Below are 23540 nucleotides of genomic sequence, written 5' to 3'. Positions count from 1 at the left end.
GAGATCATGACAATGCCAGGTCTGCCGAAGGTTCCGGCTGCCGAGAGAATCGACGTAGACGAAACAGGTAAGATCACAGGTCTGTTCTAATCTAACAGAATTCTGATAAAGAAATAATTGCATATGTTCAAACGGTATTTACAGGCGGGAAGATTTCCCGCCTGTTTTTGTACAACAAAATACCGCCATGAACTTATTTTCATAAATTCACAGCGGTATTTATTATAGTCTCTTTATTTTACAATCTGCCTTTATTATTTCTTCGACAATGTATTTCTTAGAATAACTGTTTCATAGCCGGATACAGTGTACGGAATTTCTGGTATTTCTCCTCATATTTCGCAACCAGCTCAGGATCTGGTTCTACTGTATCGACAACTTTAGCAAATTTCTTACCGATTGTTTCTACATCCGGATAAGCGCCACAGCCTACTGCTGCAAGCATTGCGCCACCCATGGATGGTCCTTCTTCATTTTCCAGAACATCTACTTTCAGGTTCATAACGTTAGCAATAATCTTCTTCCAAAGCGGGCTCTTAGCTCCACCACCGCAGATTTTTGTTCTCTCAATCTTGATTCCAAGACTTCTTGCAACTTCCAGAGAATCACGAAGTCCAAATGCAACACCTTCCAGAACAGCCTGTGTCATATCAGCTCTTGTGCTGTCCATGGACATTCCGAAGAATACGCCTCTTGCATCCGGGTTATTGTGCGGAGAACGTTCTCCCATCAGGTATGGCAGGAAGAACACATTATTCTCTCCAAGCTTCTGAATCGGAGCCTGCTCTGCTGCGAAATCCTTTGTCTGAAGGATTTCTTCTGCCCACCATTTATTACAGGAAGCAGCACTAAGCATGCATCCCATCAGATGATAACTTCCATCTGCATGGCAGAAAGAATGAAGTGCATTGTTTTCATCCACACCAAAGTTCTTGCTGGAAATAAATACAGTTCCGGATGTTCCAAGAGAAATATTGCACTGTCCGTCACCAACTGTACCTGTTCCAACAGCTGCTGCCGCGTTATCTCCGGCACCTGCAACAACTTTTACATCTTCTGAGAATCCAAGTTCTTTTGCAATTTCAGGTTTCAGAGTTCCTACTACTTCCCAGCTCTCATACAGTTTCGGAAGCTGTTCTTCTGTGATACCGCAGATTTCCAGCATTTCCTTTGACCAGCAACGGTTCTTTACATCAAGCAGAAGCATACCGGAAGCATCGGAAACATCTGTGCAGAAAGAACCAGACAGACGATATGCCAGGTAATCTTTCGGCAGCATAATTTTAACTACTTTCTTGAAATTCTCAGGTTCATTTTTCTGCATCCAGAGAATCTTCGGCGCTGTAAATCCTGCAAAAGCAATATTTGCTGTATATTCAGAGAGTTTCTCTTTTCCGATCACAGTATTCAGATACTCTGTTTCCTCGCCTGTACGGCCATCGTTCCAGAGAATTGCAGGACGGATTACGTTGTCATCTTTGTCCAGAGTTACCAGACCATGCATCTGACCACCGAAACCAATTCCAGCTACCTTAGTTCTGTCAATATCCTTTGTCAGTTCTTTCATACCTTCCATGCTCTGTGCAAACCAGTCTTCCGGTTTCTGTTCAGACCAGCCTGGATGCGGGAAAAATAACGGGTATTCTTTTGAAACAATATTACAGATTTTTCCTGAATCTTCCATAAGAAGAAGTTTTACAGCGGAAGTACCAAGGTCAATACCGATATAATACATAATTTTATTCTCCTTTTTATCACATTACTATTTGCATTTCATTATTACTGATTTAGTTCCATTCATTATTATCACGATTTGATAACAGGGCATCTGATATGAAATCAGTTACTCTTTATTATTGAATGGATTTCTCACATTCACTTAATCTAATACATCCCAGGGTAAAACCCCGGGATGCCTTATAATTATCGCGTCAGTCTATTATCATTTATAATTCAGATTCAATCTTTATCAAATTCTGATTATCCCCATGGATTCTCTGTCGGGTATCTTACGCCTGCCGGCTGGTTGTATCCGATTTCTTCAACCGGTACACCGATATATTTGAATACTTCAAACAGAGCTTTTCCATAATGTCCGAATGCTACTGCTCCGTGATGTGGGTATCCTCCCTCGATCAGTACATGACGGTAGAAACGTCCCATTTCCGGAATAGCGAATACACCGATAGAACCAAAGGATTTCGTTGCAACAGGAAGAACTTCACCATGTGCAATATATCCACGAAGTTTGTTATCAGCTGTGCTCTGCAGACGATAGAATGTGATACCTCCAGGTACGATATCTCCTTCAAGAGTTCCGTTTGTAACCTCTTCCGGAAGAGATCTTGCCATGATCATCTGGTTCTTCATCTCACAGAAGGAAAGCTTGCTGGAAGCTGTATTTCCACAATGGAATCCCATGAATGTATCTTTCAGTGTGTAGTTATATTTGCCTTCGATAGACTCTTTGTACATATCCTTCGGTACAGAATTGTTGATGTCAAGCAGTGTAACTGTATCCTGGCTTACAACTGTTCCGATGAACTCACTTAATGTACCATAGATATCAACTTCACAGGATACCGGGATGCCCTGAGCTGTCAGACGGCTGTTTACATAGCAAGGAACGAATCCGAACTGTGTCTGGAATGCCGGCCAGCATTTTCCTGTTAATGTTACATATTTACGATATCCTCTGTGAGCCTCTACCCAGTCTTTCAGAGTCAGTTCATACTGAGCAAGTTTCTCAAGAATTTCAGGTTTCTTGTTTCCTGCACCAAGTTCTTCTTCCATTTCTTTAACAACTACCGGGATTCTCTCATCTCCTGCATGTTTGTTGAATGCTTCGAACAGATCAAGTTCAGAGTTCTCTTCGATTTCAACACCAAGGTTGTAAAGCTGTTTGATCGGAGCGTTACAAGCAAGGAAGTTTGTTGGACGTGGTCCAAAGCTGATGATCTTTAAGTTGCTTAATCCTTCAACTGCTCTTGCGATTGGAAGGAAGTCATGGATCATATCTGCGCAGTCTTCTGCGTCACCAACCGGATATTCCGGAATATATGCTTTTACATTACGAAGCTGTAAGTTGTAGCTTGCATTTAACATACCGCAGTATGCATCTCCACGTCCCTGGATCAGGTCGCCCTGTGTTTCTTCAGCTGCTGCACAGAACATCTTCGGTCCTTCGAAGTGTTTAGCAAGAAGTGTTTCGGAAATTTCCGGTCCGAAGTTTCCAAGATATACGCAAAGTGCGTTACATCCGGCTTTCTTGATATCTTCAAGAGCCTGAACCATATGGATTTCGCTCTCTACGATACAGATTGGACATTCATAAATGTCTTCTGCACCATATTTCTTTGTATAAGCCTCTACAAGTGCTTTTCTTCTGTTTACGGAAAGGCTTTCCGGGAAACAGTCACGGCTTACTGCTACGATTCCGACTTTTACTTTTGGCATGTTATCGATCATGATTAATTCTCCTTTTTTCTTTCTGAAATTCCTTATGTTAAATATTAGGTTTATTAGGTTTCGTTCTGATTATTATTTTCAAAAACCATATCATTCTGATTCTATTGCCGGTTACTGTTTACAATTGCTCTATATTCGTAACCTGCTCACTCTGTCCACAGAGTTCTGACCAGATTATTGAAATCAGTCAATTGTGATATTCTCTCCGCGAAGTCCGTTTACTGCACCTTCAATCGCTGCATCTTCATGTGCGATGAGCCATTTATTCTTAGCTGTCAGCAAGCTGTCCTCGCCTGTCTTTGCAGTTTCAAATGTGAGATCAGTATTCGTTCCTGCCGGAAGTACAACTACACACTGGAATCCGCCATCCTGTACATTGCATGGTGCGTAATGAAGTGTTGTTGCATATACCTCAATACCTGTTCCTGCCGGTACAAGAAATGCTTCGATCTTAGAAGTGTCATATGTAAGCTCATCAGTAATATCCTGCTGGCTTCCGATCAGCAGAACCAGATCAGTTACAGCTACATTAATCTCTGAACTGCGATGATACTCTACTGCATTCAATTTCTTGTTATGTCCGTTGCAATATCCAATCTCAATCGGAATTCCGCCGAACCCTTTATTCTGTAATTCCTTTGCTACGTCTAATGCTTCCAGTTCTTCTACAGAAGGAACATAAACAACATCATCCGGAACCGGTGTGTGTTTCATTTCTTTAAGAAGAGCACTGAAATCATACCCCTCAAGCACCTTTCCATATTTGTGGAAAGAAGCGTCTGCTACATTCTGAATCTTCACCTGTAAACCTCCTTTTTCCTCTAATGTACTGACAAAATCATTCGGAACATCACCTTGTTGGCACACCAAGGACTTTCACGTTATCTTTACTGTGACTTAAGTATAGCAGACAGACTATCCCTTTTCGCCATTTTTCTTGACTATTCTATAGCGTTTTTTTGACATTTTTGATTTTCCTGCTTACGCATCTCACTCGGCAGAATCCCGTATCTCTTCTGAAATTCCCCCGAAAAACCGCGGCTGCTGCAAAATCCGTTATCCAGTGCAATCTGACTAATTGTATGGTCCGTATTCATCAAATCTCTGTACGCATATGCCATACGAATGTCCTGCAAATACGTTTTATAGTTGATTTTTGCATATTTTTGAAACATTCGCGACAAATACGCATCAGAATAACCAAATGTAGCCGCCAGATCCGAAAGTTTCAGATCTTCTTTATAATGTTCACGCATATAAGTGGTGATTTTTGACAAAGTGTCCAACTTACGGCTATGCCGTATCTCCTTCTCATATGCCTCCGTCAATCGATAATTCTTGACCAGCATATACATAATCTCATAAAACAAAGACATCGTCCTGAATTCATATCCCGTATCCCTCGCTGTATACACCTTATACAACTTCTTAATCAGCGAAGCCAGCTTTCCATCCGCCTCCGCATCCTGACTGCGAAACCGAATAAAACGCTGCGCCGTAAAATAATTCTCAAACTGCTTCAGAGGAATCTGCAACACCACAGTCTTGTTTCGCTCTGCCGCATGAATCGAATGAATCTCATTAGAATTAATAATCAACTGCTCCCCGGCCTTTAACGGATACTCCTCCTTATTCAAAAAAAACTCCAGATGCCCCTCCATAACTGCAAAAATCTCAATCGAAGTATGCCAATGCTTCTCCCTCACATAATTTCCATTTCCACCCTCAAAAAGAAACACCTTAAACGGCAGTCCTTCATTCGGAATGATCAGTTCATGCTGAAACTCCATATTCTTTCACCTCTTTCCACTATTACACTAAATTTACACATTATAATTACCAGTAACCAGTGCGAAAAAATAGTTTATTTTTTCGCACGTCCCATCTGAAACTATAAAAAAGAACCGCAGTATCTGCCACTTCACACGATACTGCGGTAAATCACATATTCCTATCTGTTCCGTCAGAAATAAGCAGCCTCTTATTTGCAGATCTCTGCAACCACCTGATTAATCACCTTACCGTCTGCCTTTCCCTTCAGATCAGCCATAACAGCCTTCATGATCTGTCCCTTATTCTTTGTTGCAAGAACCTCTGCAAACTTCTCTTCTAGATATGCTTTAATCTCTGCGGCATCCATCTGCTTCGGAGCATATTTAGCAATCACATCATATCTGGCCTGATACTCAGCCTTCAGATCCTCACGACTCTCCGGACAGGTATCCAGCTGTTCTTTTACAGTTTTCAGCTCTTTCAGGATTACTCTGTCAACCAGATCACTCTTGATCTCATCACGACATCCCTCATCAATAGCCACTTTCTTTACTGCCGCAATCAGAGAAGACACCGCTTCCTTTGTCACTTTATCCTTCGCTTTCATAGCTGCAACCATATCTTTTCTTAATACTTCAAGTTCCATTTTATATTCCTCCTCGTTTCCTATATGATTCTTTATCTCAAATCATCTTTTTATCCATCAGCATACCACTATTTATCCGAAAATCCAATGCTAATTTGCCTGGAAATTAAATTTATGTGGAAGTTTTCCCTCTTTTTTATAGACACTTTTATACAATTCTTTCCAGACCTTCCCCAGGGAATCCTCTCCTTCACGAATATCCTCTGGTATGAGACCACCTTTACTTTCCAGTAGATCAAGCGCCTTTTTATCTTGTTTCAGCCCATGAAGTGCCTGGACATACCCCAGTTTCAGTCTGCTGTCTTCTTGTTCTTCTTTATCCAATTTCCGATAGAAATGACTTAATTCTTCATATTTCTCTGCCAGCAAAAGAATTCTGAATCCTTCTTTCAGATAAGACAGTTCTTTTCGCTCAAACGCCATTCCCTGAAGGATATATCTGCCAGCCTGATCCTTTTCATTCTGCATCAGTTTTACACAGCTAAGACCATGGAATGCCCATGCACTTTCTCTCAATTTGAGCGAATCCTCAAAAGCTTTCTCTGCCTTCCCGTAGTCTTCTTTTCGATAATATCCCAGCCCAAGCTGATAGTACGCATACCAGTTCTGTGCATTTTCTTCCATATGAGCTTCCAGGAAATCTACATTTGTCTCATCTATCATAAATTCATCTGGTACTTCCAGTGGTTTCGGACAATGCAAAATTCCTGTTTCAAAAAAATGCTTCCATTTTTCCAAAACTGCCTCTTCTTTTGAATTTTCAGCTTGAGATTCATTTACAGCTTTCATAGAAAATTCCAGATGTTTTGTACTTTCTCCATGCACTGCAAGTGCCCCATATCCGCTTCCTCTATATACTGTCTGCGCTTTTTTTCTTGACATCTCTTTTGATGTTTCCAGTTTCTCTTTCAACTTTTCGTGAAGTCCTGTCTCAAGAATCTTTTCGGTTACCAGAACTGTACGTTCTCTGTATTCTTTCTCCAGCACATCTTCAGAAATCTGAACAGAACCATACTGTTCCATCCACTCCCAGGCTGTGTGAGGTGCCATCGGAATACATCCATACTGTGTCTTTCCAAGTCCTGCCTGAATCTCCAGATAACGTCCTGCCTTATCTGTGAGATATTCCTGCCAGTGATTAGATGCATCCTGATTTCCCCAGGAAAAAAGCTTTCTGCTACGTAAACGATCTGTCGAAATCTGCAATAAACCATAACCGGTTTCATCTATATTTGCTATATATTTCGGACATCCAGCCGGAATATCAAAGAAATAATCTACGGATTTTTTTATAGCAGTATAATCAGAGATATCGATATTCTCTACCATCGGAAGATCTACCTTCGTAACCTGTGTTCCTCTTGATGTAAATGCCTGTACCGCCGGCACAACAACTCTTCCGTTTTTGTATTCCGGAACCGCCATATTACTCCACCAGTACATTGGTACTACTTCTTTTCCCTCATTTACAATACGCATCCGGCAATTCAAAAAGCTGCTGTCTTTTTCCAGCCAGAAGTCCATCTGATAAGTCACTTTTCGAATACGCTCATATTCATACATACGCAGAACCGGTTCCCCATCTTCATTAACAGTCTGTGCGGTGTAAATCGGTTCAGTTGTAAAAGGATTATGTCCGATAATACCTATGTTCCATTCCACACCTCCGCTAAACCAGGCGTTACGTACTGCCAGATTGCTAAACTGCAGAACATCATTGGTATACAGCAGGTTTCTTCCTGTATATTTATCCCAGAGTTCCCATAACCTGCCTCCGAATTCCGGAAGAAATACAGCCTTTAAATATCTGTTCTCAAGAACTGCTGTATGTATTTCCATCTCCTTAAGCTCTCTTGTATAAGTGTTCCTCTGCCGATATGGATAAGCACTTTTTACGCGTCCATATCCTTCATAGATCTCATCTGTTTCGTCCAGATGAAATTCCAGCTGATTCTGCATAGTCAGTTCTCCAAGGAGATCTGGCACACAGCTCTCCTTTCCCAGATCAGCCATTCTGATTTTTTTTGTCTCAAATCTTAATTCAGACACCATCAATAATCCCCCGTTTCATTGTACTTTCCAATTCCTCCATCTGCCCCAGGATCAGTTTCTGTCTATCATCAAACAATAGTCCCTTATTATGACGATAATACTGAGCAGAGCCGTTTTCCCGGATAAACCAGATACTGTAAAAGTTTGCATTTAATTCTGTAATAAATGCTACCATTTCCTGGCTGTCTCCAAAAGCCGTCTCCATAAAATCAAAAACATTCTGCAATGTCTGAGCAACCGTTTCTGTCTGCTTTTCCAAGTCATCTGCCTCTCTGGAAAAAGCTTCCTTTACTTTCTCGTAAATATCACATTCGGCCTGCGTTATTCCTTCCATCTTCAGCCAGATATTTTCCAGAAAAGTATTCACTCTGAGAAACGTTTTCTCCTCATTTCGAGTCAGCAGTTCTGCTTTTCTTGCTGACTCCAGATCATTCTCCGCTTTCTGACAAACTGCCTTCAGAGAAATATTTGCAAGGTTGTCTCTATAATATACCATATATTCATACAGTTTTGTTATATAAGAATCTGTGAAATAACATTCTGTGAACAGCTGACTTAATTTTCCATTTAAAAGCCCCACCAGACTTAAGTGTTCGTCCAAAGATGCATTTCTTATTTTCTGTATGATAATCTGCGTCCATTTTCCCTGCAGTAATTCTTCAACTGCATAGTCTGTCTTATATTTGTTGTACAATGCCAGATATGCGGCAAAATCCTTCGCAATCATAGGGTGTTGAATATATTGACATACCACTTCCCTGTCCACATCTTTTCCCAGTGTTTCATACACCTGAATCAGCCTGGAAAGGTCCTCCCAGCCTCTGGCGGTAGCAAAAATACGGCCATCTACCGTATTTTCCATTCTGTAGAAATTTTTTCTGCGAAGCTCCAGATAAGAAATCACAGCCGGATGGATTCCCTGCTCATAGGCATATTCTTTCCATACTTCAAAATCCGGCTGCACATCGATTCTCTTGATTCTGTCAAGGGTTACTACGTCAAATTCACGGACCGATTTATTATATTCCGGTGGATTTCCTGCCGTCACGATCACCCAGCCTTCCGGTACTTTCTGATTGCCAAAAGTCTTTCCCTGAAGGAACTGCAACATCATCGGCGCCAGAGTTTCTGAGACGCAGTTGATCTCATCAATAAAAAGAATCCCTTCTCTGAGACCTGTTTTTTCCATCTTTTCATAGACAGAAGCAATAATCTCACTCATAGTATATTCTGTGACAGAAAAACTCTCACTTCCAAAGGTTTTCTCTTTGATAAAGGGTAGTCCTACTGCACTCTGTCTGGTGTGATGGGTGATGGTATAAGATACCAGACCTACCTTACATTCCCTGGCGATCTGTTCCATAATCTGCGTCTTACCGATTCCCGGTGCCCCCATAAGGAGAATCGGTCTCTGGCGTATGGCAGGGATCAGATATTCTCCAAATTCATCCTTCGCAAGGTATGCTTCTATTGAGTCCTTTATCTCCTGTTTTGCTCGCTTTATATCCATAATGTAAATCCTTTCCTGCTGAACACTTCTTACTTTTACTCAGCTTTTTATTTCATTGCCTGTCTGACTTATCAAAATCATCCTCATCCAGGATCAGTTTCATGGCCCATACCGGCACATCCACATCTCTGTAATTATCCTGCATAAACACAAATGCAGTCTTATATGGCGGCATTTTCTTCGGGTAAATCCCGAATCCATCCGTAAAATAGATCAGCCCTTTCAGGTTATGAAATTCATGCTGTTCCAGCAGTTTGTCCACCCATTCAAATGCAGGCCTGAAATCTGTTCCGCCATCTCCATACAGTTCCAGATGTTCCATATAGTCTTTCATTTCTTTCCGGGAGGTAATCCTTTTATCTGTGTGGACTTTCTCATCACACTGAATGATGTGCACATTGATTTTTGTAAAAAAGCTCTCACTCTCACTAAGCACACCGTATGTTTCCTCCAGAAACTTTCTCACCAGTTCTCCTGAACAGGACATGGAAGTATCGATGACGATCACAAATTCCTCTATCTTCTTAACTTCTTTGGATTCCAGTGGTTCGATCAGCGGCATGTTTCCATAGAGACGCAGACCATAAGTATAGAAATTGTAATCAAAACTGTCACCATCCACTGCCAGTTCTTCATGAAAAACTGCAAATTTCCGCAGGAATTCTCTGTAATCATACCTGCTTCTGTTCTCTGTTTTTATCTGCTCCAGGAAATCTCCATCCCGCTCACCTGCCTCCTGGGAAAAGGTTTCCAGATCCGTCTCGATTCCATCATTGATCTCCCCCCATTTGCGGCTGAGCATGGGATTCGGTTTCTGATCCGGTTTCTTACTTTCCCAGTATCTGTGGTCATCTGTGCGAAATTCCTGTTCCAGATTTGTAAGATCCTTTTCGTTCAGATTCCATTCTGACAATATTTTATATACTCTCTGTGCGTTGAGGGTTTTTCCCTCTTTTTCAAGGAGACGGTAGGTTTCCCTTCGCAGAAGACTGCGTGAGAAACGGATACTCCGATAGTTCATCCCATCTATCATATGCTCCACTGCAATGTCACAACTCAGATCACGCATACGTTCCTGGATTGTGATTCCATCGTCTGCTCTCTTCTTACCTTCTGTACCGCTCCATGCAAAATGCCGGAAAATACAGTGGAATACCATATGCAGATACCCTCTGTTCACCAGAATCCTGTTCTCTCTATATAAGCCTCCCAGCATCTGCGGCTGGAAATACATCACTCTTCCATCCGTTCCAAATCCATGGACCTGACCATCCATCTGATAAGAAAAACTGCTCAGCGCCACATCCAAAAACCGCATTCCCAGATATAATTCATCCCGCGCAGCCCTGAGAATACTGCTGCCGATTTCCTGCAAACGCTCTGCTCTTTCTGCTATTTCCTGTATTTTATCCTCTGGCTGCATCATTATTTTCCCCTATATCTATCACAGTTCAAACCTCTTTTTTCTTAGTATAGTTCTTCTATTCAAAGATTTTTCTGTAGTTTGTGATTGTTCATTTTTCCCCTGCTCTGTCCTGTCAGCTTCCTGACTATTTTGCAGCTTATCCACATCTATACGTTCACTTCCTGCCGTATTATCCACCAGATTTGCTCTTTCATTCATCAAAAATGCGGATACTTCCGTTTCTTTTCTCTTAGATGCACAATCCAACGCAGAATCAATTCCTTCCAGTGTCCAGAGTTTTTGCGAGGATATCACTTCCAATCTGTGCATATCCTCCTGCTTTACCAGATATTCTGCAATATCTCCCAGATTCTTACGGATATATTCCCTGTAATTCTCCCTGGCTTTCCCGGTCAGTTCATAAGGAAACTCCAGTCTGCCAAATGACATATCAACCAGAACTTCCAGCTTATCCATGGCCACCGCCATTTCAAAAAGCCTGTCATATTCCTGATAATTCAGCTCCCTATCATAAAAACACTGCCTGTAATTGCTGCCTGATCCATGATATTCCGTATACAGAATACGCGCCGGAGTGTTCTCAACTGCCTCATCATAATGCTCCGGAAATACAAGCCTTGCCTCTGATTTATTTTCTCTGCAATACATCATATCTGGTTTTTCTATGCTATCTTCTTCATACTCATAGAGAAAGTTCACATCAATTCTCTGCCACATCTCGCCCAGCATTTCCTTAACGCCTGACTTCTTTCCCTGTCTCATATGAACAGTCAGCTTCTCCAATGCATGGCAGCCTGTAAATGCACCACAGCCTATCTGCATCAGGCTGTCAGAAAACTCCAGCTTTTTCAGATTCCCGCAGCCATAAAAAATATATCGTCCAATCTCTTTTAAAGTGTAAGGAAAAACAATCTCCTCCACATCATTTCCTGCCAGAACATGCTCTTCTCTGCCAAACCCAAGACCCTCTGACACTTCCCACAGGCTGGCATTTTTCAGTTCTTCTTTCTCATCCATATGACTGGAAAATGCATACGGTGCCGCACTGATCACCAATTTGTCATCTATCATTCCCGGAATCTCAACTCTGCTTTCTATTCCAAAACACCGCAGAATTTCAATCCCGCCAGATTTCTCTCTGTAGTAAATCTTCATTTTCTCATTTCTCCCCGGAAATATTTTCTCTCAAAACACATAAAATCATCCCTGAAAAGTATAATACTTCCCAGGGATTTTTTCTATACTACTGATGCTTAATATTAAACAGATATTCGCACTCCACTACCCACCTATAATCGAATACCGATATAAAGATTACCATTAGCGTAATACTAGCTCCGGTTTAAAGTCCAGATAGTCTCCTGACACCAGCTTGTACTCTATTCCATCCACATAGCCTTTAAAGCTGTCATCATACCGCTTCTCTCCATGACAATGAGAATAGATCACCTTCTCGGCGCCAAATTCCTGTGCCATCAGGGTAAACGGACTCTCCATCTCTCCAATACTTGTAGGTGGATAATGAAGAAACATGATAAACTTCTCATATCCTGCTGCTTTCGCCGCTTCAAAAGAGCAGCGCAGCCGCCCCAACTCCCGCTCTCGGATCTTCAGAAAATGCTCATAGCTGTCTTTTCCTTCATAACAGTAGCCTTTGGTTCCCACCAGCGCATAATCCTCATATGTATAAAAATTATTCTGCAAAAATTCCAGCTTTCCTCTGAACATCTCATTCAGATTTTCTGTCTTCTTCGCATCCCAGAACATATCGTGATTTCCCCTAAGCAGAATCTTCCTGCCCGGCAGAGCCATAATAAAGTCTAAATCCGCCCGGCACTCCTCCAGATTCCGTCCCCAGGAATGATCACCTGTGATCACTACCGTATCCTGTGTTGTTACTTTCTTCTTCCAGTATTTCTCTATTTTCACTACGTGATTCTTCCATCTCTTGTCAAATACATCCATTGGTTTATTGACTGTAAATGACAGGTGAAAATCACCAATCGCGTATAAACCCATCTTCTAAACGTACCTCCTTAACCGACTTTAAAAATTATTCAGCTGGTATATTATTTTCCTTCTAAAACCCCCATCTTCTTCAGCACTTTCCTGTAAAAGAAAATCGTCAGTCCCGTAGCCGCAAGCCATCCAAACGGCCATGCCATCCAGATCCCTGTACTTGCAAATTTCTGCGAGAAAATGAGTGCAAATATAATTCTCAAAATCAGATCCGGAATCGTAGCCAATACGAAATAAAGCATAGCACCATATCCACGAATAATCCCATCCGTCATAAGCTTGACCACAATCATCAGATACCAAGGCGATACAATATGTAGAAATGCCACACCTGCATCCAATGCTCCTGTGCTCTCTGCATTAAGAAACAAACTCATCATCTGGTGGCTAAAACCGAAGTACAGAATCACAAATGGCAATGCTGTCAGTTCTGACAATTTTAAACCCGTTTTAAATCCCATGGGAATCCTCTCCGGCTTCCCTGCACCCAGGTTCTGTGCAGTATAACTGGACAAACAGGAACCTAGCGTCATAAAAATATTAACAGCAAAAGTATTCAGCTTAATTGCTCCTGAATATCCTGCTACAACTGCTGAACCGTACTGATTAATAATCGCCTGCACCACCAGATTTCCTACGCTAAGCACACTCTGCTGCAAAATACTCGGCACTGCGATTGCCAGAATCTGTTTGCATAATTTTACATCAAATAGCGGCTGTTTATCCGCAGTCATGGCACTGAGTCTGTGAAGCACCGTGATCAAAACCAGGATTGCCGAAATCCCCTGCGCAATAAATGTTGCCCATGCTACACCACTAACTCCCCAGCGAAATTTCGCCACGAACAGAAAATCCAACAGAATATTTCCGGCAGAAGAACCAAGCAGGAAATACAGAGGAGTCTTAGAATCTCCAAGCGCCGTACAGACACCTGTACAGACATTGTAAAGCATCAGGAAAAGTAATCCAAACACATAAATCTTCAGATACAGTTCTCCATCTGCCAGAATATTCTCCGGTGTCCGGATCCATACCATCATACTTCTGCATGCCACACATCCAAACACAGTCAGTGCAATTCCAAGTACCCCTGATGCCACAAATGCAGTTGTAACTGCTCTTTTTACCCCTTTTCTGTCACCTGCTCCGAATAATCTGGACACAATCACCGAAGTTCCCAGATTCATTCCCACCGCAAATGCCATAAATATCACAGTGATCGGATAAGATGCTCCAACTGCAGCCAGCGCATCCTCTCCCGCAAATTTTCCTGCGATCATACTGTCTGCAATATTGTAAATCTGCTGAAACATCACGCTGAGCATCATCGGCAACAGGAAACGCCACAACGTTTTGTTCGGATGCTCCTTCGTAAGATCTGTAACCACAATTCTTTTCCCCTTCCCTGGTAAAATCATATAACCTTCCCAAACTTTTCTGATCAACAAATATCACTCATATCTTTTAACATAAAATAAGACCAGAAATCTGTGAAATCTCTGATCTTATTATAACTTTAGCAATATGTAAGTTCAATAATCAATCTATGTCTATCAGAATCGTAGTATACACGTTTTCGCACCTTATCGGTCATCATTACTTACTGTATCATTTTCTCAATTTCTCCCTGATCTTCGGTCCTGCTGTCTGGATGAGAATTACGAGGAGGAGAATGGTTCCTTTGATTGCATCGTTAATAAGAGAATCCATTTTCAGTGCGACAATAATCTTATCAATGATCGTATAAGACATTGCTCCAAAGAATACTCCCAGGCACTGGCCTTTGCCGCCGGACATGCTAATCCCGCCAAGAACTACTGCTGCGATCGCGTACATTTCATAGCTCTTTCCGGTAGTTGCCGGGTCACAGGATGCGTTCATGGCGATCCAGAGAAATGCTCCCAGTCCAACCAGAAGTCCTGCAACTACAAACACACTGATCTTCATCAGACTCACATTGATTCCTGACAGCATTGCACCTTTTTGATTACTTCCAATTGCATAAATTTTCTTTCCAAACTTTGTGCTTGTAGAAAGATACACAAATAAAATCGTAATCAGTATCAGAAAAATTCCAACATATGGAATAGTCGCTACCTTTCCATTTCCAAGCTGATAGAAACTCTGATAACTGGAAATCTTGGAATCCATACGATACACAGAACTTCCACCGCCAATAAGTGCCTTATCAATATGCTGGCAGATATACTGTGCCAGTGAACGGAAGATCAGCATAGTTGCCAGTGTCACAATAAACGCCGGCATTTCTGCCCATCCTACCAGCACACCATTGACCAGTCCGCAGAATGCACCAAATATCAGTGCAAAAATCAAAGTAACCAGGATACTTCCTGTTTTATTGTAGACAACTACAGCAAATCCGGCAGTCATTGCCAGCATAGAGCCCACCGAAAGGTCAATCTCCCCTGTCAGGCAAATCAGTCCCATACCCATGGCAATGATTCCGATTACTGCGGAATGTCTGAAAATATTCATTACTGCACTCCACGTCAGCCCGTTACTGGCAATGGCATAAACCGCAAAGATTACAAAAAATACTATAATATAACTATACTGGGACCAAATATGTGAAAATCCCTTACTTTTTTTCTTCATCTTAAAGCCTCCCATGTAAACTACAACTCTTATGCGGTTACTGCATTTGTCGAATACATCATAACCGTCTTTGCGTCAATCTCTTCATGCGGCAGTATTTTCACAATTGTCCCTTCATAGAAAACTGCACAATAATCTGCTACTTTCTGTATCTCCGGAATCTCCAGCGTATTGATCAGAATCGTTTTTCCGGACTCCGCAAGCTGGAGGATCAGTCTGTAAATCTCCGCTTTTGCACCTACATCAATTCCCTGTGTAGGATTATCCAGAAGCAGGATATCCGCATCTGTATTCAACCATCTTGCCAGAAAAATCTTCTGCTGATTTCCGCCGCTGAGTGATAGAATACTGTCAGAACTGTCCTGAGCTTTGATGCTCAGCGTCTTTTTATACTGCTGAAATTTCTCCTCTTCCTCTTTCTTTCTGATATGAAATTTCCCGACAGAAAGCGTTTGCTCTGCCAGATACATATTCTCCAGAAGGCTCATATCCGGAATTACCGAATTCTCTTTTCGGTTGGATGCAAGCATGGCAATTCCTGCTTTCATAGCACCATGAATGGAATTAAGCGGAACCTTTTTTCCTGCTACTTCCATGCTGCCATGGCTTACGTGAAGCGCCCCGAACATTCCCTGCAGCACCTCTCCGCTTCCGGAACCCTGAAGTCCGGTAATTCCGATGATCTGTCCTTTTCTGACCTCCAGATCTACATGAGAAAAACCAGCACCTGAGAAATCTGAGAGTTTTAAAATAACATCTCCATTCTTTCTCGGACAGTAAACATCCTCTGCGGAATATTTCTCTCCCACCATCAGCGCAGTTACATGCTGTGGTGTAATGTCTTTCATCTCACCGCTATTCACATATTCTCCGTTACATAACACAGTATAACGGTCTGCAAGTGCAAAAATTTCCGGCATCTTATGTGAAATAAAAATAAATGCCGTTCCCTGCTGTTTCAATCTATTGATAATTTCAAACAAATGGTCAATTTCCTCATTATTCAGAGAAGTAGTAGGCTCATCCAAAATCAGAAGCTTCGCATGGAAAAACAATGCTTTTGCAATCTCCAGAAGCTGCTTTTCACTGGTTTTTAAATGCTCTACTTTTTCCTCTGCATCAATGGAAACGCCCAGTTTCTCAAAAAGTTCATTGGCTTCCCGAATCATTCTTTTCTTATCCAGTCTGCCAAATCCCTTCTGATATTCATTGTTCAGAAAAATGTTTTCGTATACCATTAAGTCATTAAATAAATTTAATTCCTGATGCACAAAGGCGATTCCCGCTTTCTCGGATTCGCGAATCGTCATATGATCATACTGCTTTCCGTCAAAGGTGACGGTTCCTTTATCTTTTGAATGAATACCTGTAAGAATATTCATCAGTGTGGATTTTCCGGCTCCGTTTTCTCCTAATAATGCATGTACCTCTCCGGCATTTACTGTAAGATTTACATTTTTGAGAACCGGTACTCCGCTGAATGATTTACAGATATTTTTCATTTCCAGTATCTTCATTTCTATTTACTGCGCCTCCCTGTGGAGGGCATTCCTTCAGGAGGGAGCGACCACTCCTGAAAGAAAAAACCCAATAATAAAAGTAACTGTTACTTAGAAGCTGACTGTTATATAACCGGACATATAAAATACCATTCTGCCGGATAACTGCTCTACATTCATTTAGAAAGACGGATATTCGTCTACATTCACAGGTGTTACATTCTCACATGCAATCACATGATCCTGTTCTACATCTTTGCCGTCCAGATAATCTACCATATCCTGGATTGCTGTCTGAATCATTGCAGGGCTGTAAGTAACGCTCATGACACCGCCCAGATTTTCTGTAATATCTGTGTAAGAGTTTCCTCTGAGTACTTCATAATACTCATCCAGACCACCGCATCCTGTGATCACAGGTTTTGTCTCATAGATGGCTTCTTTTGTAGAATCACTGATTCCGCCACCATTTAATGCTTCCAGAATCCCCATTGCAAGTTCATCATCTTCTGCGTAGAACCATTTAATAGCTGCGTTAGATTCATCTCCCATCAGAGATTCATAGGATTCTTTTGTATCAGAACGGCTCCAGTTCATAGCTCCGGAATAAGTAATTGCTTTCAGATCATCCTCCGTCCATTTCAGATTATCTTCGATTGTTTTTCCATCAAATTCAATTTCTCCTGTCAGGTATTCTGTGAATCCCTGGTCACGGAGAGTTGTTACGGATGAAGTATCGCCTTCATATACATAAACTGCATCTCCAGGCTGCATTCCCTGCTCTACGAAATAAGCGGCTGCACCTGCGCCGATACCTTCGTTGTCACCTTTAACATTGGATACTGCTGACGGTGCAACTGCATCAATGATTCTGTCAAATGCTACATATGGGATTTCTGCATCTACTAACTGCTGGATTGCAGACTGTACAGTATCATCCATCGGCTGAACTACAACTGCAATGTTGTCCTCTCCACTTGCTACGATATCTTCAATCTTTGTAATCTGTTCATTTGCATCTGCGGAAGTGATAACTTCTGCTGTATAAGTTCCATCATTGGTAATCTCTTCTGCTTTTTCCTTGGCAAAAGTTGCTACAGAACCTGTCCAACCATGGTCTTCTGATGCTGTCAGAACATAAATATGTGTGCCCTCTGCATCTTTTGCAAATGTGGTAACTGCTCCGATGTTTGCTGTCATTGCTGCTGCTAAAACTACTGCTAATGCTTTTCTCTTCATGATTGATTTCTCCTTTTCATTTTAAAATTCTATTTTTCATTGATTTCATGTAGTTCAGATATATGTCGCATATCTGTATTTGTTTTGTATGCGTTCTCTTTTTCTATCTGTTTTTATTCTATATTTTTTACTTCTGTCTTGCCTTTCACAGATTTCCATTTCATAGCCGTATATTGCATCCTCTGTCTCAATGTATGCAACAGACGAAACAACTACCTGTCATTTATTGCATAGTTTCAAAAATAAAGTCTGAACACTTTCTGTTTTCAGTTATTCCGGCGAGTACGGTATATCTATGGATCTGGAAGACTGTCTGAAAGATATGTATGACTGTGGTGCACATGGCATCGAAATTCTGGCAAATTCTCATATTCCATCTTATCCTGACCTATAGCAATCCTCGTAAATAGTTTACACTTTTAAAAAAATATGAGATTGTCCCTGCCGAATATGGTCACTGGATCGACAGCCGTCTTTATAAAGGGCGTGAGATCATCCATGAAGCACTTCCCATTGTAAAAGAATAAAAAAAACAGCCAACACATTACACGGAAAATTAAATTTCCTGTAACGCAGTGACTGCTTTTTTATATCTGATTCTGTTATTTCTATTTCTCTTATTTCCGTTTTTATTATCTGATTAGTGTTTTGCTGCATAACGTCTGGAGTCCTTCATGATTTGTACTGCTGTAGAAGAATTGCCTGTCAGCATTGCGGAGCTTGCTGCAAAATAATCAGCATTATCCAGAACATATTTTTTGAAACGTTCTACCCATGTTGCTTTTTTGTTTATAGTCATTGCATTATTTTTAGAAATAGCTACTGTACTCATTTTATCCTCTCCTGTTATTTTCTTTATTTTTTACATTTCTTTGTTTCCCTTATTACATCCTGTATTTTAGCCTTGTTTTCAATATGAAACCAGTGCTATAATTATCCTGTTTTACAATGATATTGACATTCAAGAAATATAAAGGAGGGATTTCCCATGGCAAAAGCATATCATGAAGCATTGCATCCCCTGGGGAATCTGGGAATCCAGGTTTCCATGCAGCACTTGAAAGCCCCCATCTGCCCATGCACTGGCATGAAGCTATGGAGATCTTATTCTGCCTGAACGGAGAAGTTACGATCCATGTAGATCATGAAACGATTACTCTTACCCGCAACCAGTTGATCGTTTTTGACTCCAGCGAAGTGCACTCTATCCATTCCAGTTCCAATCTGTATATGTTTCTGTGCATCCATGTAGACAAAAAACAGCTCTCTGTTTACTGTCCGGATCTGGAATTATATCATATCAAGTGCCGTCCTGTGCCTTTAGACGATCCAAAGTCTACGCAATACATCCATCTGTGTCAGCTCGCCCATGACCTGACCCGTACCAATATAGAAGACGAAAGCACCAGCGCCATGCGTTCAGACGGCACGGCATTGCTGATGCTTGCAGATATGATCCGATATTTTTCTGTTTATTCTCCACCGGGAGCTGCAACCGCACAAAATCACCCCAATGATACCATCCGTGAGATCATCACCTATGTAAATGAACATTACATGGAAAAAATCACTCTGGATGAGATGACAGCACAGACAGGTTTCAGCAGAGAATATTTCTGCCGTTTTTTTAAACAGCATATGGGAATTACTTTTCTGCGTTATTTAAACGAGGTGCGGATTTCCCACGCCGGACGCCTCCTCGCAACTACCGACCTGCCTGTTTCTGAGGTAATGAATGAAAGCGGCTTCACCAATCAGACCATTTTCAACCGGCTTTTCAAGGAGCTTTACGGCATGACTCCAAGACAGTCACGTGGCAGTACTGTCGAAGATAAATATTTATAATACTATCTTCACTGCGCCATACATGCCGGCATCTGTTTTACAGAATCCATTTCTGTAATTTCCCTGATCACACAGCCTTCTGCAATTGTTACACCTGAACACACTGTTACATTTTCCCCAAACCAGCAGTTACTTTCAATCACTACTGGCTTTGCATAACATGCTCTCTTTTTGTTTCCATCAGGAGCACACAATTCTATTCTTTTTTCTTCTGATGTCATAGTTTGAATCTCCTGAAAAAAATCAGACTGATTTTATTCAAAATCAATGGATTTACCTGTGCGGCCAGATTCACGCACTGCATCCATAAGTCTCGGGACACGGCGTACCTGTGGAATCTGTACCAGAAATTCTTCTTCCCCATGGTAGGCTTTTACATAATTCTCGAAATAATTTCTGTCTATATTTACCCCATTTCCAGATAAAGCACAGATATCTGAACTACCTGTGCTTTATCTGTTACATCATTTTATTTTGTTTTTATCTTATTCTGGTTTATATTCGTCGAAATCGTATTTGATTGTTCCAAATGGTGTTTCTTGTTCGCGGAGTGCGATGGATTTGGACATAGCCTTAATCTCATCTGCTGTTACGCTGCGACCGAGTTCACTGGAAAGTACCACACCTTCGGAAAGGAATGCTGTCTGCATTGCAATGTATGGGGAGTCGATTCTTGTTGTATCGTCTAAATCTCCTCTTAAGTAGGAGTACCACTGTAACTGGTTGTCATTATACATTTCCATTTCAGGATGAAGCATCAGTTCCTGCTGACCTGTGATATCACCGATTGCGCAGTCAAGTTTATTGTCAAAGAGATTTCCTTCTGCATCAACGCCGAACCACTCTAATCTAGGTTTCTGAAGAGCACCGCCGCCCATGATCTGTCCACCTTCCGGAACTGCAAGAGGACCGCCTGTGGTATCTACATCCATAAATTTCAGACCGCCTGTAGAACCTGCGATAAAGCTTGTTCCGATATCATCCATATGCATAGCCCAGTCTTCATAGATATCCATGGAAAGACCGCCTTTGAAACGTGCCATACCAACACCAAGGTCTTCTACAGGAGCTGTACGGTTTGCAATCTTGTCAATTCTTTCATCTGTCCAGTAGTCGCAGGACTGGAAACCATATACACTTTCAAGTTCCGGCATGCCGAGTACATAAAGCATCTGAGCCAGATGATAAATACCAAGATCGAAAAGTGGTCCGTGTACGCCAACCTTAGGATTAATGAAATCTTTGCTGAAGAATGGCATATCATATCCAGGACGTCCCTGACGTCTGTGGCCTACACTTCTTGCATGATAAACTTTACCAAGTTTGCCTTCTTCGATCATCTTCTTTGCGATACGTGTCTGCGGGTTGTAGATAGAGCTGATCTGTACAGCAAGTTTCTTTCCATATTTCTTCTGTGCATCATAGAGAATTTTTGCATCTGCGTAGCTTGCTGCCATTGGTTTCTCTGAATAGCAGTCAAATCCTGCTGCCATAACTGCTGTTGCTACAGATGTATGGAGATTGTTATGTACACATACTTCTACTTCATCGATATCATCTCTCTTGAGCATTTCGCGGAAGTCCTGATACAGGTTCTCTTCCGGGATTCCATACTGTTTTCCGAATGCTTCCAGTTTTGATTTGTCGATCTCTGCTGCAGCTACAACTTTAAGAGCCTGTCCTTTTTTCTGCAGATTCTGGATAACTGTCATATGTCTGTGGGAAATCATTCCTGTTCCGATAATGGCGATTCTAATTTCTTTCATGATTTATATCTCCTTTTTTCGTTTTCTAATCTTTTTCTGTATAACTCAAAATCTGTTACGAATTTTATTTCCATTTCTACCATCCAAGAATCTTCAGATACTCACGGCTTCTCCTTGCGCATTCCAGTGGTTCCATCTCGTAATGCTCATCCTGCTCTACGATCACCCATTTTGCATTGGCTTCCAGAGATGCTTCCAGTACCGGCTCCCAGATCATCTGTCCGAAACCTACCGGACGGAATCCGAAGTAGCCTGTGTCTCCCTCTTCCTCTTCTGTCTCAATACCGATCAGTTTGTACATGTTCTTAACTTCACCTTTTTTGATGTAGTCTTTCAGATGTACAACCGGGATACGGTCTGTATACTTTTTAACAAATTCCGGTGCTTCCCCTGTTGCTACATCACACCAGCAGGTATCAAGTTCTGACATCAGATTGTCATGTGGAATTGCATCGAACATTGCATCATATCCCCACTGTCCATCTTCCAGTTTGACAAACTCAAAGTCATGATTGTGATAAAGGAATGTCATACCTGCATTATGGATCTTCTCTCCTACTTCATTCAGAAGTGGAAGGAATTTCTTAAATCCTTCCGGGTTAACCGGACGGTATTCTTCTGCCATGTAAGGCATTACCAGATATTTCACGCCGATCGTTGTATAATCTTTGATGATCTGATCTAAGTTCTCCATCATGTCTGCAAATGGCACATGTGCACTGATTGGAATCAGCCCAACTTCATCCAGAACCTCTTTTACATACTCCGGTTTCAGTCCGTAAAGACCTGCCAGTTCTACACCATCATATCCTAAATCTTTCACTTTCTGCATTACATCCCTGAAGTTCTCAGGAGTGTTCTCCAGGAGATCCCTTAATCCATAAACCTGAATACCAACTGGAAGTTTCTTACTCATTTTTCTTTTCCTCTCTTTCTTAATTGTCTGCTTATCATTACTTATCAGCTTTTCTTTTCCTATTATTTTGTTTTTTGAAGTGCTCTTGTTTCTTTCTGACTATATATTACCTTTTTGCCTCTTCAAAATATTTTCCGAGTTTTCACTTTCTCATAAATTTTTTGCACAATCCATCACCTGTGAAAACAGCTCTGCAATAAATGCATTATATCTGTTGCACACCATAAGATTATAAAACCCGTCCGGAAATAACACTCTGGACGGGTTTTATATTTACTAAGATGCAGACAGGTAACCACTGTCTGTATTCTTTATTTTTTATACGATCAGAAGTCGTCTCTCATTCACATGATGTCCGAACTCCGGCATAAATATCATGCTTTCCTGATCTGGATCCAGATTTGACTGGATGATCGGAGGCATATAGGAAGATGTAAAGCAGAAACCATATTTCAAGTCATGATACCCCTGTGCGAGACCGCCTGGTTTCTTCACTTTCAGAACTGCAGGAGTAGTAACTGCCCAGTGAGTCTGGAAATCTGCTGCCATTTCTTCGTTTGTGAAATCTTCTCCTTTGATATTCCACACAATATCCTCTTTTTCAATCTTTTCTCCGTCTACATATAATGTACCAGGACGAATCTGTGAAAGGAAAATTCCTCTGTAATAAGGCAGTCTTACCTTAAACTGAAAACCTGTTACATTTCCTTCTTCGTCTTTTATATTTCTGAATCCAACGGACTGAATAACCTGTTTTTCCATAAT

General features: G+C 41.4%; 22 protein-coding genes. 3 read left to right on the top strand and 19 right to left on the bottom strand.

What is annotated here, in order from left to right:
* A partial coding sequence (locus ACTNC0_RS16515) for a formate--tetrahydrofolate ligase (RefSeq protein ID WP_441088243.1) occupies positions 1 to 90 on the top strand: 90 nt, incomplete at its 5' end.
* Positions 91 to 277: 187 nt separating this feature from the next.
* Here the strand turns inward: ACTNC0_RS16515 and xylB are convergent.
* From xylB to ACTNC0_RS16440, 15 genes are all read right to left on the bottom strand, one after another.
* Entirely contained in the window at positions 278 to 1735 is a 1458-nt protein-coding gene (gene xylB / locus ACTNC0_RS16510; RefSeq protein WP_441088239.1) for a xylulokinase, read from the bottom strand.
* A gap of 245 nt (positions 1736 to 1980) precedes the next feature.
* Complete coding sequence (locus ACTNC0_RS16505) at positions 1981 to 3465, bottom strand: L-fucose/L-arabinose isomerase family protein (protein ID WP_441088242.1); 1485 nt, start codon at positions 3463 to 3465, stop codon at positions 1981 to 1983.
* 186 nt (positions 3466 to 3651) lie between these two features.
* Complete coding sequence (locus tag ACTNC0_RS16500; RefSeq protein WP_441088238.1) at positions 3652 to 4269, bottom strand: DUF4867 family protein; 618 nt, start codon at positions 4267 to 4269, stop codon at positions 3652 to 3654.
* A 140-nt stretch (positions 4270 to 4409) separates the two neighbouring features.
* Positions 4410 to 5258 carry an AraC family transcriptional regulator gene (locus tag ACTNC0_RS16495; protein WP_441088237.1) on the bottom strand — a complete coding sequence of 283 codons (849 nt, stop codon included), beginning with the start codon at positions 5256 to 5258 and terminating at the stop codon, positions 4410 to 4412.
* A gap of 191 nt (positions 5259 to 5449) precedes the next feature.
* Positions 5450 to 5887, bottom strand: coding sequence for a GatB/YqeY domain-containing protein (locus ACTNC0_RS16490; RefSeq protein ID WP_117676738.1), 438 nt, complete (start codon positions 5885 to 5887; stop codon positions 5450 to 5452).
* 90 nt (positions 5888 to 5977) lie between these two features.
* A complete protein-coding gene (locus ACTNC0_RS16485) occupies positions 5978 to 7939 on the bottom strand; it encodes a DUF5107 domain-containing protein (RefSeq protein ID WP_441088236.1) in 1962 nt (653 codons plus the stop codon).
* Positions 7929 to 9449, bottom strand: a complete 1521-nt coding sequence (locus ACTNC0_RS16480) for an ATP-binding protein (protein WP_441088235.1) — start codon at positions 9447 to 9449, stop codon at positions 7929 to 7931. Before ACTNC0_RS16480 ends, ACTNC0_RS16485 begins: the two co-directional genes overlap by 11 nt.
* 52 nt (positions 9450 to 9501) lie before the next feature.
* On the bottom strand, positions 9502 to 10872 hold the full coding sequence (locus tag ACTNC0_RS16475) for a vWA domain-containing protein (protein WP_441088241.1): 1371 nt from the start codon (positions 10870 to 10872) through the stop codon (positions 9502 to 9504).
* A 21-nt stretch (positions 10873 to 10893) separates the two neighbouring features.
* Positions 10894 to 12030 carry a leucine-rich repeat protein gene (locus ACTNC0_RS16470; RefSeq protein WP_441088234.1) on the bottom strand — a complete coding sequence of 379 codons (1137 nt, stop codon included), beginning with the start codon at positions 12028 to 12030 and terminating at the stop codon, positions 10894 to 10896.
* A 165-nt stretch (positions 12031 to 12195) separates the two neighbouring features.
* Complete coding sequence (locus tag ACTNC0_RS16465; RefSeq protein ID WP_441088233.1) at positions 12196 to 12894, bottom strand: metallophosphoesterase; 699 nt, start codon at positions 12892 to 12894, stop codon at positions 12196 to 12198.
* 50 nt (positions 12895 to 12944) lie between these two features.
* Positions 12945 to 14282: an MATE family efflux transporter gene (locus tag ACTNC0_RS16460; protein WP_441088240.1), complete on the bottom strand. Its 1338-nt coding sequence runs from the start codon at positions 14280 to 14282 to the stop codon at positions 12945 to 12947.
* Between the two features lie 220 nt (positions 14283 to 14502).
* Positions 14503 to 15510 carry an ABC transporter permease gene (locus ACTNC0_RS16455; protein ID WP_441088232.1) on the bottom strand — a complete coding sequence of 336 codons (1008 nt, stop codon included), beginning with the start codon at positions 15508 to 15510 and terminating at the stop codon, positions 14503 to 14505.
* Positions 15511 to 15539: 29 nt separating this feature from the next.
* Entirely contained in the window at positions 15540 to 17027 is a 1488-nt protein-coding gene (locus tag ACTNC0_RS16450) for a sugar ABC transporter ATP-binding protein (RefSeq protein ID WP_441088231.1), read from the bottom strand.
* A 162-nt stretch (positions 17028 to 17189) separates the two neighbouring features.
* Positions 17190 to 18248: a substrate-binding domain-containing protein gene (locus tag ACTNC0_RS16445; RefSeq protein WP_441088230.1), complete on the bottom strand. Its 1059-nt coding sequence runs from the start codon at positions 18246 to 18248 to the stop codon at positions 17190 to 17192.
* A gap of 640 nt (positions 18249 to 18888) precedes the next feature.
* Complete coding sequence (locus tag ACTNC0_RS16440; protein WP_441088229.1) at positions 18889 to 19080, bottom strand: hypothetical protein; 192 nt, start codon at positions 19078 to 19080, stop codon at positions 18889 to 18891.
* A 156-nt stretch (positions 19081 to 19236) separates the two neighbouring features.
* Between ACTNC0_RS16440 and ACTNC0_RS16435 the strand changes: the two genes are divergently transcribed.
* Positions 19237 to 19365 carry a hypothetical protein gene (locus tag ACTNC0_RS16435; protein ID WP_441088228.1) on the top strand — a complete coding sequence of 43 codons (129 nt, stop codon included), beginning with the start codon at positions 19237 to 19239 and terminating at the stop codon, positions 19363 to 19365.
* The gene (locus tag ACTNC0_RS16430) at positions 19344 to 20093 is read left to right on the top strand and encodes a helix-turn-helix domain-containing protein (RefSeq protein ID WP_441088227.1); all 750 of its coding nucleotides are present in this window, start codon (positions 19344 to 19346) and stop codon (positions 20091 to 20093) included. The genes ACTNC0_RS16435 and ACTNC0_RS16430 overlap by 22 nt, the downstream gene beginning before the upstream one ends.
* A gap of 8 nt (positions 20094 to 20101) precedes the next feature.
* On the opposite strand, the gene ACTNC0_RS16425 is transcribed toward ACTNC0_RS16430, so the two are convergent.
* The 4 genes from ACTNC0_RS16425 to ACTNC0_RS16410 all read right to left on the bottom strand — a co-directional run bounded on the left by ACTNC0_RS16425 (position 20102) and on the right by ACTNC0_RS16410 (position 23537).
* Positions 20102 to 20314, bottom strand: a complete 213-nt coding sequence (locus tag ACTNC0_RS16425; RefSeq protein ID WP_441088226.1) for a hypothetical protein — start codon at positions 20312 to 20314, stop codon at positions 20102 to 20104.
* A 264-nt stretch (positions 20315 to 20578) separates the two neighbouring features.
* Positions 20579 to 21859 carry a Gfo/Idh/MocA family protein gene (locus ACTNC0_RS16420; RefSeq protein WP_441088225.1) on the bottom strand — a complete coding sequence of 427 codons (1281 nt, stop codon included), beginning with the start codon at positions 21857 to 21859 and terminating at the stop codon, positions 20579 to 20581.
* Between the two features lie 76 nt (positions 21860 to 21935).
* Positions 21936 to 22775 (bottom strand): sugar phosphate isomerase/epimerase family protein, encoded by an 840-nt coding sequence (locus ACTNC0_RS16415; protein WP_441088224.1) that lies wholly within the window; start codon positions 22773 to 22775, stop codon positions 21936 to 21938.
* Positions 22776 to 23093: 318 nt separating this feature from the next.
* Positions 23094 to 23537 carry a C-glycoside deglycosidase beta subunit domain-containing protein gene (locus tag ACTNC0_RS16410; protein WP_441088223.1) on the bottom strand — a complete coding sequence of 148 codons (444 nt, stop codon included), beginning with the start codon at positions 23535 to 23537 and terminating at the stop codon, positions 23094 to 23096.
* Positions 23538 to 23540 lie beyond the last annotated feature (3 nt).

This window comes from Blautia sp. HCP3S3_B11, from assembly GCF_052064435.1.
Lineage (GTDB): Bacteria > Bacillota > Clostridia > Lachnospirales > Lachnospiraceae > Blautia_A.
The sequence above is the reverse complement of the archived record's forward strand: the minus strand, read 5'-3'. Positions and strand labels throughout refer to the sequence as shown.